Annotated in this window: 17 protein-coding genes; 7 read left to right on the top strand and 10 right to left on the bottom strand. The window is 72.2% G+C overall.

Annotated features, from left to right (window positions below; translation table 11 throughout):
* Positions 1–2 precede the first annotated feature (2 nt).
* Positions 3–539, top strand: coding sequence for a CGNR zinc finger domain-containing protein (locus BLV76_RS14855; RefSeq protein ID WP_090969818.1), 537 nt, complete (start codon positions 3–5; stop codon positions 537–539).
* Between the two features lie 19 nt (positions 540–558).
* Here the strand turns inward: BLV76_RS14855 and BLV76_RS14850 are convergent, their stop codons facing one another.
* Together BLV76_RS14850 and BLV76_RS14845 are read right to left on the bottom strand one after the other, a co-directional pair.
* Complete coding sequence (locus BLV76_RS14850) at positions 559–1,341, bottom strand: alpha/beta fold hydrolase (protein ID WP_090969817.1); 783 nt, start codon at positions 1,339–1,341, stop codon at positions 559–561.
* A gap of 49 nt (positions 1,342–1,390) precedes the next feature.
* Positions 1,391–2,152, bottom strand: a complete 762-nt coding sequence (locus BLV76_RS14845) for a hypothetical protein (protein WP_090969816.1) — start codon at positions 2,150–2,152, stop codon at positions 1,391–1,393.
* A 235-nt stretch (positions 2,153–2,387) separates the two neighbouring features.
* Between BLV76_RS14845 and BLV76_RS14840 the strand changes: the two genes are divergently transcribed.
* Both BLV76_RS14840 and BLV76_RS14835 read left to right on the top strand, forming a co-directional pair.
* A complete protein-coding gene (locus BLV76_RS14840) occupies positions 2,388–4,805 on the top strand; it encodes a LuxR C-terminal-related transcriptional regulator (protein ID WP_090969815.1) in 2,418 nt (805 codons plus the stop codon).
* A gap of 52 nt (positions 4,806–4,857) precedes the next feature.
* Complete coding sequence (locus tag BLV76_RS14835) at positions 4,858–5,319, top strand: VOC family protein (protein ID WP_090969814.1); 462 nt, start codon at positions 4,858–4,860, stop codon at positions 5,317–5,319.
* Between the two features lie 4 nt (positions 5,320–5,323).
* On the opposite strand, the gene BLV76_RS14830 is transcribed toward BLV76_RS14835, so the two are convergent.
* Together BLV76_RS14830 and BLV76_RS22870 are read right to left on the bottom strand one after the other, a co-directional pair.
* A complete protein-coding gene (locus BLV76_RS14830) occupies positions 5,324–7,132 on the bottom strand; it encodes a 3-hydroxyacyl-CoA dehydrogenase family protein (protein ID WP_090969813.1) in 1,809 nt (602 codons plus the stop codon).
* A gap of 46 nt (positions 7,133–7,178) precedes the next feature.
* A complete protein-coding gene (locus tag BLV76_RS22870) occupies positions 7,179–8,285 on the bottom strand; it encodes a GNAT family N-acetyltransferase (RefSeq protein ID WP_217630357.1) in 1,107 nt (368 codons plus the stop codon).
* A gap of 38 nt (positions 8,286–8,323) precedes the next feature.
* Between BLV76_RS22870 and nucS the strand changes: the two genes are divergently transcribed.
* The 3 genes from nucS (at position 8,324) to BLV76_RS14805 (ending at position 10,380) form a co-directional block, all read left to right on the top strand.
* Positions 8,324–9,010: an endonuclease NucS gene (gene nucS / locus BLV76_RS14815; RefSeq protein WP_090969812.1), complete on the top strand. Its 687-nt coding sequence runs from the start codon at positions 8,324–8,326 to the stop codon at positions 9,008–9,010.
* A 125-nt stretch (positions 9,011–9,135) separates the two neighbouring features.
* The gene (locus tag BLV76_RS14810; protein WP_090969811.1) at positions 9,136–9,897 is read left to right on the top strand and encodes a chitinase; all 762 of its coding nucleotides are present in this window, start codon (positions 9,136–9,138) and stop codon (positions 9,895–9,897) included.
* Positions 9,898–9,939: 42 nt separating this feature from the next.
* Entirely contained in the window at positions 9,940–10,380 is a 441-nt protein-coding gene (locus BLV76_RS14805) for a DUF952 domain-containing protein (protein WP_217630356.1), read from the top strand.
* A 24-nt stretch (positions 10,381–10,404) separates the two neighbouring features.
* Here the strand turns inward: BLV76_RS14805 and BLV76_RS14800 are convergent, their stop codons facing one another.
* From BLV76_RS14800 to BLV76_RS14780, 5 genes are read right to left on the bottom strand one after another with little or no spacing between them, the layout of a single operon-like run.
* The gene (locus BLV76_RS14800) at positions 10,405–10,596 is read right to left on the bottom strand and encodes a hypothetical protein (RefSeq protein WP_090969810.1); all 192 of its coding nucleotides are present in this window, start codon (positions 10,594–10,596) and stop codon (positions 10,405–10,407) included.
* A gap of 43 nt (positions 10,597–10,639) precedes the next feature.
* A complete protein-coding gene (locus BLV76_RS14795) occupies positions 10,640–11,251 on the bottom strand; it encodes a histidine phosphatase family protein (RefSeq protein ID WP_090969809.1) in 612 nt (203 codons plus the stop codon).
* Entirely contained in the window at positions 11,244–12,173 is a 930-nt protein-coding gene (locus BLV76_RS14790) for an FAD-dependent oxidoreductase (RefSeq protein WP_090969808.1), read from the bottom strand. Before BLV76_RS14790 ends, BLV76_RS14795 begins: the two co-directional genes overlap by 8 nt.
* Before the next feature lie 22 nt (positions 12,174–12,195).
* Positions 12,196–14,196: a protein meaA gene (locus BLV76_RS14785; RefSeq protein ID WP_090969807.1), complete on the bottom strand. Its 2,001-nt coding sequence runs from the start codon at positions 14,194–14,196 to the stop codon at positions 12,196–12,198.
* Positions 14,197–14,255: 59 nt separating this feature from the next.
* Positions 14,256–14,564 carry an STAS domain-containing protein gene (locus BLV76_RS14780; RefSeq protein WP_090969806.1) on the bottom strand — a complete coding sequence of 103 codons (309 nt, stop codon included), beginning with the start codon at positions 14,562–14,564 and terminating at the stop codon, positions 14,256–14,258.
* Positions 14,565–14,740: 176 nt separating this feature from the next.
* Here BLV76_RS14780 and BLV76_RS14775 point away from each other — a divergent pair, with 176 nt between their 5' ends.
* On the top strand, positions 14,741–15,316 hold the full coding sequence (locus BLV76_RS14775; RefSeq protein WP_090969805.1) for a cob(I)yrinic acid a,c-diamide adenosyltransferase: 576 nt from the start codon (positions 14,741–14,743) through the stop codon (positions 15,314–15,316).
* On the opposite strand, the gene BLV76_RS14770 is transcribed toward BLV76_RS14775, so the two are convergent.
* Positions 15,313–15,909: a hypothetical protein gene (locus BLV76_RS14770; protein ID WP_090969804.1), complete on the bottom strand. Its 597-nt coding sequence runs from the start codon at positions 15,907–15,909 to the stop codon at positions 15,313–15,315. The two genes, BLV76_RS14775 and BLV76_RS14770, sit on opposite strands and share 4 nt — an antisense overlap.
* Positions 15,910–15,926: the final 17 nt, after the last annotated feature.

The following is a 15,926-nucleotide window of genomic DNA, read 5'->3' as shown; positions in this document are numbered from 1 at the left end:
ACATGCTTTTCACGCATGACACCGAGGCGACGCTCCAGGCGGCGGTCGCCCTGGTCAACTCCTCCGACGACCCCGGCGACCCGCTCGGCAGCGTGGCCGACCTCTCCGCGTTCCTCGCGCACTGGACCTACACCGGACGCCACGACGCGACACCGGCCGAGCTCGATGCCGTACGCCGCCTGCGCTCCGCGCTCAAGGAGCTCCTCCTGGCCGAGCGGGACGAGGCCGTCGACATCGTCAACGACATGCTCGCCCGCGCGAAGGCCCTCCCCCAGCTCCAGCGCCACGACTCCCTCGACTGGCACCTCCACGCGATCGACCCCGACCGCCCGCTCGACGAGCGGGTCGTGGTCGAGACCGCGATGGCGATGGTCGACGTCATCCGCTCCGACGAGATGTCCCGCCTCGACCGCTGCGCGGCCGACGACTGCGACGACGTCGTGCTCGACCTCTCGCGCAACCGGTCACGGCGCTACTGCTCCACGACCTGCGGCAACCGCGAGGCCGTCGCCGCCTACCGCGCCCGCCAGAAGGCCTGACCGCCCCACACCTGCCGACTCAGCGCAGGAACCGGCGCAGCACCTCGAGGAAGACCTCCGGCTGCTCGGAGTGGACCCAGTGGCCGGCCCCCTTGATCAGCACCCTCCGGTTGCGCGGGAACCGGCGGTCCATCTCGCCGGCGTGGGCGTCGTCGATGTAGTCCGACCGCGCGCCGCCGACCCACAGCACCGGACCGTCGTACGACGCCTCGCCGAGGGCCTCGCTCGGCCAGCCCGCCAGTGCGGGCATGTGCTCGCCGAGCAGCTCGAGGTTGGGCTGCCAGTGCCAGCCGTCCTCGGTGCGGCGCAGGTTCTGCAGCAGGAAGCTCCGCACGACCGGGTTGGGCACGGCCTCCTGGAGCGCGGCGTCGGCGTCGCTGCGCCGCTGCAGCCCCTCGAGGTCGAGGGCGCGCATGGTCTGGGTGTAGCCGATGAACTCGCGCCCGCTGTCGTAGGCCACGGGTGCGATGTCGACGACCGCGAGCCGCTCGACGAGCTGCGGGTGGCGCAGCGCCAGGCACATCGCGATCTTGCCGCCCATCGAGTGCCCGACGAGCGCGACCGGCTCCTCGCTCCCGCCCGGTGTCGACAGCTCGGCGGCGACCAGGTCGGCGAGCTCGAGGTAGTCGAACGACTCGGTCCACGGCGAGCGGCCGTGGTTGGGCATGTCGAGCAGGAGCACGCGGTGGTCGGCGCTCAGCGCCTTGGCGATCTGCGTCCAGTTCTTGCCCTGGCCGAAGAGTCCGTGGCAGAAGACGACGCGGGGTCCGGACTCACCGAGCTCGGTGCGGTGCAGGCTCACCGGGCCATCCTCCCAGCCGGGACGGCGCGACCCGAGCGAGGGTCCGCGCTCAGAAGTCGAAGCCGTCGAAGAGGTCGCCGATGCCGTCGCCGATGCCGCCGAAGAGGTCGCCGAGCCCCTCACCGATGGCGCCGATGCCCTCGCCGAGGCCGTCGAACCCACCCCCGAACAGCATGCCCATGAACATCCAGTCCATCGGCGAGAAGGCGCCGAAGTAGCCCTGGGCGTAGGGCTGGTAGGCGCGACCGCCCTGCCAGTAGGGCACGCGCCGCGAGCCGACCATCACCTTGCGGATGTCGGGCTCGGCACCGGCCCGCACCCGCTCGACGTCGAGCGCGCAGGCCGGGACGTCCCGCGGGGCGCCACCCGGCGGGGTCCACGGGACGTCGGCGACCGACAGCCCGTGGCGCGGGTCGAAGAAGCAGGGTGGGCGACGCTGCGGCAGCGGCTCACCGGCGACGCGCGCGCGGACGCAGGCCATGGCGTAGCGGCCGTCCTCGAGGATCTCGGTGACGTGCCGGACGTCCTCGGCGCGGGTGAGTCCGGCGGCCGCGGTCTTCGCCGACTCGTAGGAGTCGAGCGCGCGCTGGTAGTCGGCGTTGGCACCGGCGTCGAGCTCGCTGCCGGCGAGGTCCGTGTCGAGGTCCTGCAGCTCGACGCCGAGGGCGGTGACGTCCTCCTCGGCCAGCCTCTTGACCGGTGCGACCTCGGCCTCGGCCCGGGCCAGCTCGCGCCTCTTGCCGGACTTCCCGGCGACGACGGCGACCGCCGTCAGACCGCCCAGGACGACCAGCACGAGCACGAGTTCCATGGCCACAGACTACGGACGCAGCACAACCGGATCGGCGGGTCCGGGCACGAAAGAGCAGGCCGCACACCACCCCCCGACGGTGTGCGACCTGCCCCCAGAAACGGCCGGTGGGAAGCGGGACCATCCCCTCGTGCGATCCCGACTCCCTCGGCGTACGAGAAGACTCCCGCGAACGCCCCACATCAGCATCCGTAGGACTACGTAACTGACCTACGTAGCGGGATAGATTCATTCCGTGCTGTCTCCGTGCTTCGGTCGCGACGACGTCCGCCGCGCCCTGGGGCAGGCCCTCGAGGAGTCCCGGTGGGTCACCGTGGTGGGTCCGCCCGGCAGCGGCAAGACCCTCGTCGTCCGGCACGTCACCCCTGACGAGACCACCTCCTGGGTCGACGCACGCAGCCTGCGCAGCCTCGACGAGGTGCTGGTCGCTGCACTGGCCAGCCTCGACGCCGAGACGGCCCCCGGCGACTCGCTGGCCGGCGCGCTCGGTCGCGCGGTCGACGGACGCGACGCGGTGCTCGTCCTCGACGGCCTCGACCTCGACGCGACCGGCGCCGGCCCCGTCCTGCAGGCGATGCTGGAGAGCACCTCCGACGCACGCGTCGTGGTGACGGCCCGGACGACCGCCGGCGAGGCCCACGAGTCCGTCGTACGCGTCGGGCCGCTGCCGGTCCCGCACGCGCGCGGGCCCCTCGAGGGTCCGGCGGTCGAGCTGTTCCTCCGGCGGATCCGCTCCGCCGGTGGGCAGCAGGTCGACCTGGATGCGCAGTCCCACGAGGTACGCCGCCTCCTCAGCGCGACCGGTGGCCTGCCGCTCCTCATCGAGCAGGTGGCCGTGCAGTCGGCGCTGGTGGGCCTCAGCAACGCGATGTCGACCGTCAGCCTCGACCAGGCCGTCGACTCCGCGCACGACCTCCTCGACGACGCCAGCGCGACGGCGCTGCGCCGGATCGGCCTGCTCGACTTCCCCGTCGGCCTCGGCGTGCTCGCGCAGGTGCTGGGGGCCTCGGTGCCGGAGGCGGCCGAGCTGGCCGGGGACCTCGTGCGCCGCAGCCTGGTCGAGGTCGACCACCGCGGGCAGTTCGACATGCTCTCCCCCATCCGCGGGCGCGCGCGCACGCTCGCCCGCGCCGAGGACTCCGCGGCCGTCGACGCCGGCCTGCTCGCCTGGGCCGAGAGCCACGCCCCCGACCACGACAACTACGGCGCGGCGGACGCCGAGTGGCTGCGCGACCTGCCGGCGATGCGGCACGCCGTGCTGACCGCCTGCGCGGACCCCGCGACCCGGGCCGAGGGCTACTCCGTGGCCAACCGGATCTTCTCGTCCCTCTACACCTCCATGCGGGCCCGGGAGGCGCTCGAGGTGCTCGAGGGCGCGCTCGCCAGCGGCGACGGCCCGTCCGAGATCGGCGCCCAGATCGCCCGCCGCGCCGGCATCGCCGCCTCGGAGATGCGCGGCACCTACGAGGGGCTGTGGCTGCTCGACCGCGCCGACGAGCACGCCTCGGCCGCTCCGCGACCGGAGGAGCAGCTCGCCAAGACCGCCTCCATCCGGGCCGAGATGCACCTCGACGCGGGCGACCTGGCGAGCGCCGAGCGGGAGGCGCGGCGTGCCATCGACCTCGACCCCGAGGGATCGATGCGCCGGCAGGCCACCCGCACCCTCGCCGACGTCTACGCCTCGCAGGGCCGCTTCGCGGAGGCCGCGCAGGCCGCCGCGGACGCGATGCCCGCGCGCACCAGTCGCGACGAGCGGTGGATCGACCTCTCCGCCCGCACCGTGCTGGCCCGGATCGCCCTCGAGCAGGGTCGCGTCGCCGAGGCGGTCGCCGGCGCGCGGGCCGTCGTCGTCGAGGCCCGCGAGCTCGCCGAGGACCGGGTCTGCCTCCTCGCCGAGACCCTGCTGCGCGGCATCGACCCGGCGTGGCAGGCGACCGACGTGGTGCGCGAGACGCTGCCCTGGGCCGTACGACTCCCCGTCCTCGCGCAGGACGGTCGCGACCTGCTCGTCCGGGGCGAGGCGCGGCAGGCCGCAGGACTCGCCGCCGACGTGGTCGCCCTCGCCGACTCGGCCCGCCTGGGCCGCGACGCGGTCGAGGCCCGGCTGCTGCTCGGCCGGGCGCTGGTGGAGCTCGGTGACCTCGAGCAGGCCACGACGACCTACCTCACCGCCCTCGACCACGCCCGCACGATGCAGCTCCCCCTGCGTGCCGCCGACGTGCTCGACGGCCTCGCCGGCGTCGCCCGGGCACGCGAGCTGTCCGAGGCACGCGCGCTGGCAGCGGCGGCGTTCGCCCTGCGCACGCCGCGGATGGCGGTCCGCTGGGGCTACTCCGCCGACTACGACGTCGCGCCCGCGTCCCGCGCGCCCGAGGAGTGGATCGACGGTGCCGATCTGTCCCCCGACGCCGTCGCCCTGATCACCGCGATCTTCAACCGCACCACGACCAGCGCGCCGTCGGTCCTCGACACCCTGACCGCCGCCGAGCGGCAGGTCGCCGACCGCGTGGCGCACGGGCTGACCAGCCGGCAGATCGCCGAGGAGCTGTTCGTCTCGCCCCGCACGGTCGACGCGCACCTCACCCACATCTACCGCAAGCTCGACATCAACACCCGCGCCCGCCTCGCCGCACTGGTCGTGGACAACCGCTGAGCCCGGTCAGCGGCGCTGCCCACTGTCGGTGCGCGAGGGCAGGATGACGGGCATGAGCCGGACCATCCAGGTGACCTTCGACGCCCACGACCCCCAGGCGCTCTCCCGCTTCTGGGCCGACGCGATGGGCTACGTCAATCCGCCGCCCCCCGGACGCACGGTCGAGCCCGGCCAGGATCCCTTCGAGGTGTGGCACGCCTTCCTCGCCGAGGTCGGCGTCCCCGAGTCGGAGTGGAACTCCGCGTCGGCGGCCGAGGACCCCGACGGTGACGGCCCCCGACTGTTCTTCCAGCGCGTTCCCGAGGACAAGACCGCGAAGAACCGCGTCCACCTCGACGTCCGTGCCGCGCCGGGGCTCCAGGGCGACGAGCGGATGGCGGCCCTCGAGGCCGAGTGCGAGCGCCTCGTCGCCCTCGGTGCCACGCGGGTCGAGCGGCACGAGCCGGCGCCGCCGATGACGCACGGCCACCTCGTGATGACCGACCCCGAGGGCAACGAGTTCTGCCTCGACTGACGGACTAGCGCGCGCTGTGGTCCCGAAACCCGCGACCGGCCTTGCGACCGAGGTAGCCCGCCGTGACGAGGTGCTCGAGGAGCGGTGCGGGCGAGAAGCCGGGCTCGCGGAACTCGAGGTAGAGCTCCTTCTGGATCGCCAGGGACACGTCGTTGCCGACGACGTCGAGCAGCTCGAACGGTCCCATCGGGAGCGCGCACCCCTGCTTCATCGCGGTGTCGATGTCGTCCGCGGTCGCATAGTGCGCCTCGAGCATCTTCACCGCGTCGTTGAGGTAGGGGAACAGCAGCGCGTTGACGATGAAGCCGGCGCGGTCGCCGCACCTCACGGCGACCTTGCCGACCTGGTCGCACAGCGCCAGCACGGTCTCCGTCACGGCCTCGTCGGTGGCGACGGTCGAGACCACCTCGACGAGCTTCATGATCGCGGCCGGGTTGAAGAAGTGCATGCCGATGACGTCCTGGGGACGCGAGGTCACCCTGGCCATCGAGATGATCGGCAACGACGAGGTCGTGGTCGCGAGGATCGCGCCCGCCCCGCCTCGACCACCGCGACAGATCTCGTCGAGGTTCTCGAAGAGCGTGGTCTTGATCGCGAGGTCCTCCGCGATCGCCTCGACGACGAGGTCGACGTCCCCGAGGTCGTCGAGCGACGTGGTGCCGCGCACCCGGCCGAGCACCTCGGCCTTCTGCTCCTCGGTCGCACGGCCGCGCTGGATCTGCTTGTCGAAGTTCCTGGTGATGGCGGCGACCACGCCGTCGAGCTTGTCCTGGCCCCGACCGGTGAAGAGCACGTCGTAGCCGGCCTTGGCGAAGACCTCGACGATGCCCGACGCCATCGTGCCGGTGCCGACCACGCCGACGAGCGCGATGTCGTGGCGCAGTCGCGGCTTGTCGTCTGCGGCCGGGGTGAGGGCGTCCGCGACCACGACCGGCGAGTCGGCGGACTCGTAGGTGTAGAACCCGCGCCCCGACTTGCGCCCCAGCAGGCCGGCGGTGACGTACTGCTTGAGGATCGGGGCCGGCGCGTGCAACCGGTCGCGACCCTGCTTGTACATCGTGGCGAGGATCTCGTAGGCCGTGTCGAGGCCGATCAGGTCGAGCAGCGCGAGCGGGCCCATCGGGTAGCCGCAGCCGAAGCGCATCGCGGAGTCGATGTCCTCACGGGAGGCGTACTTGCCCTCGTACATCGAGACCGCGTGGTTGAGGTAGCCGAAGAGCAGCGTGTTGGCGATGAAGCCGGCCTTGTCGCCGCAGACGACCGGGTTCTTGCCCATGCCGACGAGGAGCGCCTGCACGTCGGCGAGCACGTCGGGCTCGGTCACGACCGTGCGGATGATCTCGACGAGGTCCTGGACGGGCGCCGGGTTGAAGAAGTGGACGCCGACGACGCGGCCGGGGCTGGAGTTGGCCGTGGAGATCTCGGTGACGCTGAGCGAGGACGTGTTGGTGGCGAGCACCGCGTCCGGGCGGACGATGCCGTCGAGCGCCCTGAAGATCGCCTTCTTGACCTCCAGCGACTCCACGACCGCCTCGACGACCAGGTCGGCCGCGGCCAGCTCCTGCATGTCGGTGGTGAAGGTGATCCGGCCGAGGAGCTCGGCCTGCTCCGCCTCGGTCATCTTCTCGCGCCTCACCGCGCGCCCCGTCGAGTGCTCGAGGTGCTGACGGCCACGCTCGACGCCGCCGTCGTTCAGCTCGACGCCGACCACGCGGTGGCCGTTGCGGGCGAACACCTCCGCGATGCCGGCTCCCATCGTGCCGAGGCCGATCACGCCGACGGTGCCGAACTCGCGAGTAACCGTGTCAGTCATGGGGGCATGCTGCCACGCGCACCCGGTCAGGAGGGTGTGGGAACCGTCACGTTGCGACCGGTGCGGGAGGGCGCACGACGACCACCTCGTCGCCCGGGCGCACCGGTCCCGGGCGCACCACCTTCGCGCACAGCCCACGCAGCCGGCGGGGCTTGCCCTCGGGGCCGTTGACGAAGGTCATCGCGTCCTTGCCGAAGCGGGCGATGAACTTGCCGCAGCCGTTGTGCGGCTGCTCGGTCACCACGACCACGGCACCCTCGGGCCCGCCGATGTGGAGCTCGCTCCAGGCCGGGAGGTTCTCGTGCGAGAGGTCGAGGTCGATGAACATCTGGTCGCCCGCGAGCTGCTCGCGCGCCGGGTCCTGCGCGAGGAACTCCACCAGCCGGTGGCTCATCACGTTGAGCTGCATGTCGGGGTGCGCCGACCCGTCCGGCGTACGACGACTCCCGCGGGCCGCCCACGTGTCACCGACGAGGCCGTCCACGACGTCGAGCTGACCGACCTCGAGCACCTCCCGCTCCCCCGTGCCGGGACGGCGGATGACGGCCCGCAGGACGCCGACATCGCGCGGGGCGGCGTCGAGGACGGGCAGGAAGGCGGTGAGGTCGGCGGTCGTCCGGTGCGGCCAGAGCACGCGGCGCATCCAGACGCGACGCCCGTGCTCCTGGAGCCCGAGCCGCTCCTCCTCCGCGCTGATCTCCAGCTGGGTGGCGGTCCGCGGGTCGTCGTCGGCGAACTCGACGAAGCCGTGCCGGGCGTACCAGGGCGCGTTCCACGGCAGGTCGGCGTAGGTCGTCAGCGTGAGCGACCCGTGGCCCTTGAGCGTCGCCCGCTCGGCCGCGGCCTCCAGCAGCGCGGCACCCAGGCCCCGGCGGCCGTGGTCGGGGTGCACCGAGATCTGCTGCAGGTGCGCGTGGGACTCGAGGAACCGCACGTGGGCGAACCCGACCACCGGGTCGCCGGCGACCAGGATGAACCCCGGCTCGGCGTCGCGCTCGGCGCCGCTCGGCGCCGGCGAGGAGAGCGGGTCGCCCGCCAGGTCGCCGAGCACCGCCTCGAACATCGGCACGCCGGAGTCCTCGATCGCGGCCAGCAGGGGCAGGTCGCGCGCCCGCGCAGGGCGTACGTCGTGGCGGGTGGCACGGTCGGTCACGGCACCACTGTAGATTCGCCCGGCGTGAGGCTGCATTCATGAGGATCGTCGTCGCGCGCTGCCAGGTGGACTACGCGGGTCGGCTCTCGGCGCACCTGCCGCTCGCCACCCGCGTCCTGATGCTCAAGTCGGACGGCTCCGTGCTGATCCACTCCGACGGCGGCTCCTACAAGCCGCTCAACTGGATGTCGCCCCCGTGCACGGCCAGGGAGGGCGTGGCCGAGGACGGCCGCACCGAGTGGCTCGTCTCCGCGACCAAGTCCGACGACACCCTGCGCATCCTCATCGACGAGGTCCTCCACGACACCTCGCACGACCTCGGCGTCGACCCCGGGCTGCAGAAGGACGGCGTCGAGAAGCACCTCCAGGAGCTGCTGGCCGAGCACCCGGCGACCCTCGCCGACGGCCTGACGCTGGTCCGCCGCGAGTACATGACGGCTATCGGACCGGTCGACCTGATGTGTCGCGACGCGGAGGGGCTCTCGGTCGCCGTCGAGATCAAGCGGCGCGGCGAGATCGACGGCGTCGAGCAGCTCACCCGCTACCTCGAGCTGCTCAACCGCGACTCGCTCCTCACCACCCGGGGCCCGGTCCGCGGCATCTTCGCCGCCCAGGAGATCAAACCACAGGCCCGCGTGCTCGCCACCGACCGCGGCATCGCCTGCGCCCTCGTCGACTACGACGCACTCCGCGGGATGGACGACGCCGAGCACCGGCTCTTCTGACCGACCCCCTTTTGTAAGGGCTCTGCACCAATTCGGTCCGCACGGCCCCTGGATCCTCGCTACGGTCGAAGCAGAGCGGTGGCCATCTCGGGTCCACCGCGCTGAGACGGAAGCGAGATCGGACCGTGCGACACGACCGACGAACGTCCCTGCTCCCCACCCTGGCCCTCGCGGCCGCGCTGTCCGTGCCCGTCCTCGGGGGCGGCTCCGCGAGCGCTGCCCCGGAGGCCACGACGTACGACGCTGCCCCCGCGGCGAGCGCGCAGCTGGCGGGCTTCCCCGTGAGCGAGGCCCAGTTCGACGAGATGTTCCCGCAGCGCATCGCGTTCTACTCCTACTCCGGGCTCATCGACGCCGTGGGCACCTACCCCGCCTTCACCGGCACCGGCGACGACACCCAGCGACTGCGTGAGGCCGCGGCGTTCCTCGCCAACATCGACCACGAGTCGGGCCAGCTTCGCTACGTCGAGGAGCTCGACCAGGCGAACTGGCCGCTCTACTGCGACACGAGCCAGCCCTACGGCTGCCCCGCCGGCCAGTCGGCCTACCACGGTCGCGGCCCGATCCAGCTGAGCTGGAACTTCAACTACAAGGCCGCCGGCGACGCCCTCGGCATCGACCTGCTGAACAACCCCGACCTGGTCAAGAACGACGCGTCCGTCGCCTGGCAGACCGGCATCTGGTACTGGATGACGCAGTCCGGCCCCAACAGCATGCCCGCCCACGACGCGATCGCCGCGCAGGGCTTCGGCGGCACGATCCGCAGCATCAACGGCTCGCTCGAGTGCGACGGGGGCAACCCGGCCCAGGTGCAGAGCCGCGTCGACACCTACCTGCGCTTCACCTCGATCCTCGGCGTCGACCCGGGCCCGAACCTCTCCTGCTGAGCCCTGCGGGACCTCGGGCGGCCGCGGCGCTACCCTCTGCCGGTGACGCAGCAGCCGCCCGAGCGCATCTTCCACATCGCCACCGCCGCGGAGTGGCGCACGGCGCTCGACACCGGCACCTACACCACCTCGACGGTCGGCCGCTCGCTCGCCGAGGAGGGGTTCATCCACGCGAGCCGGCGCGACCAGGTGCAGGGGGTCTTCGACCGCTACTACCGGTCGCTGCGCGAGGACCTCGTGCTCCTCACCATCGACCCGGCACGACTCACGTCGGAGGTCCGCGTCGACCCGGTGGGCGACGACACCTATCCGCACGTCTACGGCCCGATCGAGCCGAGGGCGGTGCTGGAGGCGGTGCCGCTGAGCCGTTCGGGGCAGCCCGAGACGGTGATGTCCCTGTGGCTCAAGGGCATGGCCGTCCGGATGGGCATCGCGCTGCTGGTGATGGCGATCGCGAGCGTGGTCGTGCTGCTGCTCCTCTGAGGCTCGACCTCCGAGGGATCGACCTCAGGCGGCCTTCTTCTTGCCGCCCTTGACCTCGATCTTCACCAGGCGCCGCTTCTTGACGGTGTAGCCCGGGGGCAGGGTGCCCTCCTTGAGCATGCGGATGGGGCACCGCTTGCAGCGCGACGACGACACGCAGCACTTCTTCTTGGGCAGCTTGGCGACCTTCGCCTTGCCCTTCTTCGATGACCCCACGCGGGAACTGTACACAACGAATTGAGGACAGCCTTACCTCACGTCACGGAGCGAGCTGGTCCCCCAGCCACGACCGGGCGACCCACCGGCCGGCCTGTCGCTCCACCACCGCGGAGCCGCAGTTCGGGATGGGCCGGTCGCGGGCGTGCCCGGGATCGAGGTTGGTCGCCAGCAGCGGGAGCACCATGCTCATCACGCCTCCGTGGCTGACCACCAGCGCCGTCCCGTCCCGGTGCTCGTCGGCCACCTCCTCGAGGACCGACGTCCAGCGTGCGACGACCTCGTCGCCGCTCTCCCCGCCGGGGATGCGAGCCGAGAGGTCGCCCGAGACCCACGCCGCGAAGGTGCCGGCGAACGGGTCCGGCACCCCGGTCGTGCCCGCCGCGGCGCCGACGCCGAACTCGCGGATCCCCTTGCGGACCACCACGTCGACCTCCAGCCGCGCGGCCACGATCTCGCCGGTCTGGACGGCGCGCGACATGTCGCTCGTGCACACGCGCGTGATCCGCTCACCGGCGAGCTGCTCGGCCAGCCCGACTGCCTGCACACGGCCCTGCGGGCTGAGCCACCCGCCCGCGTCGCTCAGGAGCTCGGACTCGTAGAGCGCCTCGCCGTGCCGGGCCACGACGACCCGCGAGACCTGCGCGTCAGCCATCGGCCAGCCCCACCACGTCGTCGGCGCACCCCCACGCGAGCGTGACGCCCGCGCCTCCGTGGCCGTAGCAGTGGATGACCTCGCCGACCCGCTCGAGCCGCACCTCCGGACGGGCCGGGCGTAGGCCCACCTTGTGCCGCAGGACCCGGGCGCCCTCGATCGCGGGGACCAGGGCGATCGCCCGGTGCCGGATCTCCTCGGCCACGACCGGGTCCGGCGTGCGGCTCCACTCCCCCTCGACGTCGGTGCCGCCGAGCACGATCTCGCTCCTGCGCGGGACGACGTAGGTCAGCCCCCGGCCCGACGAGCCGCCGTCGAGCGTCCAGCGCTCAAGCCCGACCTGCTCGACCACCACGACCTGGCCGCGCACCGGCGTGACCAACTGGTCGGCCCCGAAGTGGCGGGCGCCGAGACCGGTGGCGTTGACCACGAGGCTGCCGTCGTCGGGCAGGGCCGAGAGGTTCATCCGGGTGAGCGTGCCGCCGAGCTCCTCGATCCGGCCGGCGAGCCAGCGCAGGTGCACCGGCATGTCGAGGACCGGGCTGACGAACGTCCAGCCGTCGGCGTACCCGGGCGGCAGCGACGTCTCGCGGTCGAGCGCGGGAACGGCCTCGCGCCACCACGGGTCAGGCTGCGGGGTCGACAGGACCTCGGTGCCGGTGAGCATCCGCACGCCGGTCGCGTCGTCGGCGGCGAGCTCCTCGAGAGCGGCGTACGTCGTCGCGGACCAGGCCGTCACGCGGTCGTGGGACAGCGCCTTGTAGGGGTACCAGAGCGCGGCGGCGACCGCGGAGGTCGTCTCGAGCGGCAGGTCGCGGGCGACGACGTCGACGCGGTGGCCGGCCTCGAGCAGCCGCACCGCACACGTCAACCCGACCACGCCGGCCCCGACCACGATCACGCGACGCGGAGGGGTGGGCATGCGTGGAGTCTTGCAGGTCGGGTCAGTCGAGGCCGCCCGCCGAACGGATCACGTCGACGATCCCGTCCATGATCTGGGTGAGCCCGTAGTCCTTCGGCGTGTAGACGGCGGCGACACCGAGCTCGCGCAGCCTGCGGCCGTCGGAGTCGGGGATGATCCCGCCGACGATCACCGGGATGTCGGAGAGCCCGGCCTCCCGGAGTCCGTCGAGGACGTCGGGCACCAGCTCCATGTGCGAGCCGGACAGGATCGACAGGCCGATGCAGTGGACGTCCTCGGCGACGGCGGCCGCGACGATCTGGGCGGGCGTCAGCCGGATGCCCTGGTAGATCACCTCGAAACCGGCGTCGCGGGCCCGGACGGCGACCTGCTCGGCGCCGTTGGAGTGGCCGTCGAGGCCCGGCTTGCCGACGAGCAGCCGCAGGCGGCCACCCAGCTCGTCGCCGGTCGCCCTCACCCGGTCGCGCACGGCGGACAGCTCGGCTCCAGCCTCTGCGACGACGGCGCCGGCGACGCCGGTCGGTCCGCGGTACTCGCCGAAGACCGAGCGCAGCGTCCCGGCCCACTCCCCGGTCGTCGCGCCGGCGCGGGCCGCAGCCAGGGTCGGCGCCATGAGGTTCTCGTCGGTCTTGGCGGCTGCCGCGAGCGCCTCGAGCGCCGCCGCGACCTCGGCCTCGTCACGCTCCGCCTTCCACGCCTCCACGCTCGCACGCGCGGCGTTCTCCGCCTCGGGGTCGGCGGCCATGATCGCGCCGTCGAGGTCGGCGGTGAGCGGCGACTCCTCGGTCGTCTCGTACTTGTTGACGCCCACGATGACCTCCTCGCCCGACTCGATGCGCGCGCGCCGGGCGGCGTGGGAGGAGACCAGCTCGGACTTCATGTAGTCGACGGCGGCGATCGCCCCACCCATCGCCTGGACCCGGTCGATCTCGGCCTTGGCCCCCTCGACGAGCTCGGCGACCTTGGCCTCGATCACGTGCGAGCCGTCGAAGATGTCGTCGTACTCCAGCAGGTCGGACTCGAAGGCCAGCACCTGCTGCAGCCGCAGCGACCACTGCTGGTCCCACGGTCGCGGCAGGCCGAGCGCTTCGTTCCAGGCGGGCAGCTGGAGCGCGCGGGCGCGAGCGTTCTTCGACAGCGTCACCCCGAGCATCTCGAGCACGATGCGCTGCACGTTGTTCTCCGGCTGGGCCTCGGTGAGGCCGAGCGAGTTGACCTGGACGCCGTAGCGGAAGCGGCGCATCTTCGGGTCACGGACCCCGTAGCGCTCCTGGGTGATCTCGTCCCAGAGCTGCACGAAGGCCCGCATCTTGCAGGTCTCCTCGACGAAGCGCACCCCGGCGTTGACGAAGAACGAGATGCGGCCGACGACCTTCTCGAAGTCGTCCTCGGACACCTGGCCTGCGTCCCTGACCTGGTCGAGCACGGCGATCGCGGTGCTCAGCGCGTAGGCGAGCTCCTGCGTCGGCGTCGCGCCGGCCTCCTGCAGGTGGTAGCTGCAGATGTTGATCGGGTTCCACTTCGGGACCTGGTGGACGGTGTAGGCGATCATGTCGGCGATCAGCCGCATCGAGGCCTCGGGCGGGAAGGCGTACGTCCCCCGCGAGAGGTACTCCTTGATGATGTCGTTCTGGGTGGTGCCGGCGAGCTGCGCGGCGACCTCCTCGGGCGCGAGGTCCGGGTTCTGCTCCTCCGCGACGACCTGGTACATCGCGAGCATCCACATCGCGACGGCGTTGATCGTCATCGAGGTGTTCATCTCGGTGAGCGGGATCCCGTCGAAGAGCTTGCGCATCTCGCCCAGGTGCGGGACCGGTACGCCGACCTTGCCGACCTCGCCGCGGCTGAGCGGGCTGTCGGGGTCGTAGCCGGTCTGCGTGGGCAGGTCGAACGCGACGCTGAGGCCGGTCTGCCCCTTGGCCAGGTTGGTGCGGTAGAGCGCGTTGGACGCGGCGGCCGTGGAGTGGCCGGCGTACGTCCGCATCACCCAGGGGCGGTCCTTCTGACCTGCGGCATCGCTCATGAGGTCAATGTAGGACGGTGGTTACCAGTGAGTCACCAGTCCCCGATGTGACAGATGCCTCACGCGGTGGCGGCCACCCGCTCGACCTCGATCGCGTGGGCGAGCCTGGTCAGGTGGGCCATCCGTCGCACGGCCGGGCCGGGGTTGCGGACCGTGAGGTGGTGGCCGGACAGCCAGGCGGCGCGGGTGGCGACCGCGAGCAGGCGCAGCGCGGTCGCGTCGATCGTCGTCACATCGGTCATGTCGATGACGACGTCGTCGTCGAAGCCCTCGAGCCGCTCGTAGATCGCGTTGCGGACCTCCCACGTGCTGCGCACGTCGAACGGCCCCTGCAGGACCAGGGTGGCGCCATCGGTGAAGATGTTCATCGGGTGCCCCTTCCCGACGTCCCCCGACGTCGCCGCGTGACTGCTGTCACCTCATAGACGCCGTTGTACTCCTTTCGGTTGCATCGCCGCCTCACCTTTTCGGCGAGTCGCGCCGGCGGCTCCCGACCGAGCTCCTGGTCGAGCTCCCGGGCGGGACGCGCCGTAGGCTCCGCACCATGGTCAACCTGACGCGCATCTACACCCGCACCGGCGACGCCGGACGGACCCGGCTCGGCGACATGAGCGAGACCTCGAAGACGGACCTGCGCCTCGAGGCCTACGCCTGCGTCGACGAGGGCAACGCCCACATCGGCGTCGCCCTCGCGCAGGGCGACCTCGACGACGACGTCGTCGCCGTCCTCACCCACGTGCAGAACGACCTCTTCGACGTGGGCGCCGACTTCTCCACGCCCGTCGTCCCCGACCCGGAGTACCCGCCCCTGCGCGTCGAGCAGGACTACGTCGACCGGCTCGAGGCCTGGTGCGACCACTACAACGAGGAGCTGCCGGCGCTGCGCTCCTTCATCCTCAACGGCGGCACCCTCGGGGCCGCCCACCTGCACGTGGCGCGGACCGTCGTACGACGTGCGGAGCGCGCCGGCTGGGCGGCGTGGGCCGAGCACGAGGAGACGATGAACCTGCTCGCGATCACCTACCTCAACCGGCTCTCCGACCTGCTCTTCATCCTCGCCCGCCACGCGAACCGCGCGAACGGCGACGTGCTCTGGGTCCCCGGCGGCGAGCGGGGCTAGCTAGCGGTCGGCCGCGGTTCGGGCCGCGGGTCGGTCGCGCACCACCCGAGGTAGCCCGTGGCCAGGCCCACGAGCGCCATCCCGGCCACGCCGGTCGGGGCGAAGATGTGGCCGACGTGGACGAGCAGCGCCCCCGGCACCACCAGCAGGCCCGGTGCCGCCACCGGTCCCAGCCGCCGCAGCGCGTCGGCTGCGACGACCGCGGCGCACACGACCAGCGCCACCGATCCCACGTCCCCGATCCGCCCGCCGATCACGAAGAGGAAGCGCACCTCGTCGGGTCGCGGGACGCCCTCGCCCAGGCGCCAGGTGACGTAGCCGGCCCCGATGCCGCTGATGACGTCGAGCGCGGAGTAGGCCGTGGCGTAGAGGTAGGCCGTGAGCACCACGACGACGGCGACCGGATCGCGTCGCTGCCTCACGAGCGCCGCGAGCGCGAGGCCGACGAGCGGAAAGACGACCAGGCCCGCCACGTGGAGCATCGTCCAGCGCGGGGCCGAGGCGTGGCTGAGCGAGTGCGGGTGGAACATCCCCGCGACGGCGAGCGTGAGCCCCGGCAGGGCGATCAGGACGGCTCGGGACGGCATGGTCATCCCCTGACGGTAGACCG

The sequence above is a fragment of the Nocardioides exalbidus genome, assembly GCF_900105585.1.
GTDB lineage: Bacteria > Actinomycetota > Actinomycetes > Propionibacteriales > Nocardioidaceae > Nocardioides > Nocardioides exalbidus.
Note: the sequence above shows the minus strand (reverse complement) of the source record. Positions and strands in the feature narration are given on the sequence as shown.

Bases quoted from the DNA above. Each gene is read 5' to 3' on its own strand.
- BLV76_RS14855 (WP_090969818.1), top strand. From the start codon at position 3: ATGCTTTTCACGCATGACACCGAGGCGACGCTCCAGGCGGCGGTCGCC.
- BLV76_RS14845 (WP_090969816.1), bottom strand. From the start codon at position 2,152: ATGGAACTCGTGCTCGTGCTGGTCGTCCTGGGCGGTCTGACGGCGGTC.
- BLV76_RS14835 (WP_090969814.1), top strand. From the start codon at position 4,858: ATGAGCCGGACCATCCAGGTGACCTTCGACGCCCACGACCCCCAGGCG.
- BLV76_RS14830 (WP_090969813.1), bottom strand. From the start codon at position 7,132: ATGACTGACACGGTTACTCGCGAGTTCGGCACCGTCGGCGTGATCGGC.
- nucS (WP_090969812.1), top strand. From the start codon at position 8,324: ATGAGGATCGTCGTCGCGCGCTGCCAGGTGGACTACGCGGGTCGGCTC.
- BLV76_RS14795 (WP_090969809.1), bottom strand. From the start codon at position 11,251: ATGGCTGACGCGCAGGTCTCGCGGGTCGTCGTGGCCCGGCACGGCGAG.
- BLV76_RS14790 (WP_090969808.1), bottom strand. From the start codon at position 12,173: ATGCCCACCCCTCCGCGTCGCGTGATCGTGGTCGGGGCCGGCGTGGTC.
- BLV76_RS14785 (WP_090969807.1), bottom strand. From the start codon at position 14,196: ATGAGCGATGCCGCAGGTCAGAAGGACCGCCCCTGGGTGATGCGGACG.
- BLV76_RS14780 (WP_090969806.1), bottom strand. From the start codon at position 14,564: ATGAACATCTTCACCGATGGCGCCACCCTGGTCCTGCAGGGGCCGTTC.
- BLV76_RS14775 (WP_090969805.1), top strand. From the start codon at position 14,741: ATGGTCAACCTGACGCGCATCTACACCCGCACCGGCGACGCCGGACGG.
- BLV76_RS14770 (WP_090969804.1), bottom strand. From the start codon at position 15,909: ATGACCATGCCGTCCCGAGCCGTCCTGATCGCCCTGCCGGGGCTCACG.